Annotated in this window: 3 protein-coding genes; all 3 read right to left on the reverse strand. The window is 73.5% G+C overall.

Going from position 1 to position 1,886, the window contains the following annotated elements; translation table 11 throughout:
* Window positions 1–936: HAMP domain-containing sensor histidine kinase (locus tag AB0H87_RS41440; protein WP_360159245.1), on the reverse strand; the 936-nt coding region annotated here is incomplete at its 3' end.
* Window positions 933–1,613, reverse strand: coding sequence for a response regulator transcription factor (locus AB0H87_RS41445; RefSeq protein ID WP_360159248.1), 681 nt, complete (start codon window positions 1,611–1,613; stop codon window positions 933–935). The genes AB0H87_RS41445 and AB0H87_RS41440, both read right to left, overlap by 4 nt.
* A 9-nt stretch (window positions 1,614–1,622) precedes the next feature.
* The coding region (locus AB0H87_RS41450) for a trypsin-like serine protease (protein WP_360159251.1) at window positions 1,623–1,886 on the reverse strand (264 nt) is incomplete at its 5' end.

Consider the following 1,886-nt stretch of genomic DNA (forward strand, 5'->3'; position numbering starts at 1 on the left):
GATAGCGTGTGGCCTGGCGCCGGATCCGCGCGACCGTGTGCCACCGGCCATGGCGTGAAGGGGCGACAGGCGCACCGCGTTGGACAGCAGGTTGCCGACCGCGCGGCGCAGGGCGTCGTGGTCGCCGATGTGGACCAGCCCGGGCCGCACGTCGTAGGCCAGGAAGACCCGGCTGGCGGCGGCCACCGCGGCGTACTCCTCCCCCGCCTCGCGGGCCACGGCACCCAGGTCGAGGTCGGTGTCGACCAGCCCGCCCGCGTCCCGGCGAGCGGTGGCCAGCAGGTCCTCGACCAACCGGGTCATCCGGGTCGCGGCCCGGTCGATGACCGCGACCGCCCGGGCGCGCTCGGCCTCGGTCGCCTCGGGCGCCTCGATCAGCGACGCGTCCAGGTTGGCCCGGATCACCGCGAGCGGGCTGCGCAGCTCGTGCGAGGCGTCGTCGATCAGCTCGCGCTGGGCGCGGAACGCGTCGTCGAGCCGGTCGAGCATCGAGTCGATCGTGTCGGCCAGGTCGCGCAGCTCGTCGCGGGCGCCGCCGAGCCGGATCCGCCGGGACAGGTCGGTCGCCTGGATCTCGCGGGTGGTGCGGGCGATCGCGCCGACCGGGCGCAGCGCGCGGCCGGAGAGCACCCAGCCGATGCCGAGGCTGGCGACGAACAGGCCGGCCAGGGCGTACAGCGAGTAGTTGCGCATCGTCTGGAGCGTGCCGAAGTTGACGGCCGACTCGATCTGGTCGACCTCGGCCACCTCGAGCGTGCCGATCCGGACGCCGTGCTTGACCAGCTCGGCCTCGAACTGCTTGGTGACCGGCTTGGGGTCGGTAGCCCGCTCGACCGCGACGTAGGTGATGCCGAGGGCGGTGGCCGCCAGCGCGAAGAGCAGCGTCGAGTAGAGCACCGTCAGGCGGAACCGGATCGACTGCGTCAGCCGCTTCACGCCGCCTCCTTGAGCCGGTAGCCGCGCCCGATCACCGTCTCGATCGCCGCGCCGCCCAGCTTGCGCCGCAGCGTGCCCACGGTGACCCGGACGGTCTCGGTGAACGGGTCGGCGTTCTCGTCCCAGACGTGCTCGAGCAGTTCCTCCGCCGGCACGACGTGCCCGGGGCGGGTCATCAGGTACTCCAGGACGCCGAACTCCTTGTTGGTCAGCGCGAGCGGCGCGCCGTCCCGGCTGGCCGCGTGCCGGGCCGCGTCCAGCGTCAGCGGGCCGACCGTGAGCACCGCGCCCACGCCGCCCGTGTCACGCCGGAGCAGTGCCCGCACCCGGGCCAGCAGCTCGGCCAGCGCGAACGGCTTGACCAGGTAGTCGTCGGCGCCCTCGTCGAGGCCGCGGACCCGGTCGCGCAGGGCGCCGCGCGCGGTCAGCATCAGGATCCGCAGGTCGCCGGCGCCCTCGACCGGCACGTCGCCACGGCGGATCGCCCGGCACATCGCGAAGCCGTCGGAGTCCGGCAGGTTAACGTCGAGGAGCATCAGGTCATAGGCCGTGTACGAGAGCCGGTCGTATGCGGCCGCGGCGTCCGGCGCGACGTCGACCGCGTAACCGGCCCGGGTCAGGCCGAGACGCACGGCCGTCGCCAGGTCCTCCTCGTCTTCCACCACGAGCAACCGCATCGCTCGACGCTATCCACCGTTGCTGATGATCTGCTGTGCCGCGGCGCGGGCCCGCTCCACCGGGATCGCGAAGCCGATGCCGATGTTGCCGCCGCCCTCCAGCGTCGCGATCGCCGTGTTGACGCCGACCACCTCGCCGCGGGCGTTGACCAGAGGGCCACCCGAGTTGCCGGGGTTGATGGACGCGTCGGTCTGGATGGCCGCCCGCCGGCCACCCTCGCCGAGCCGCGGCGGAGGACGCGTCGATGACGTTCCCGTCCGCTGTGGACATCC

The organism is Asanoa sp. NPDC050611, from assembly GCF_040654855.1.
In the GTDB taxonomy this organism is placed as follows: domain Bacteria; phylum Actinomycetota; class Actinomycetes; order Mycobacteriales; family Micromonosporaceae; genus Asanoa.

Excerpts from the sequence above, each read along its gene's own strand:
- AB0H87_RS41445 (WP_360159248.1), bottom strand. The coding sequence starts at position 1,613 with ATGCGGTTGCTCGTGGTGGAAGACGAGGAGGACCTGGCGACGGCCGTG.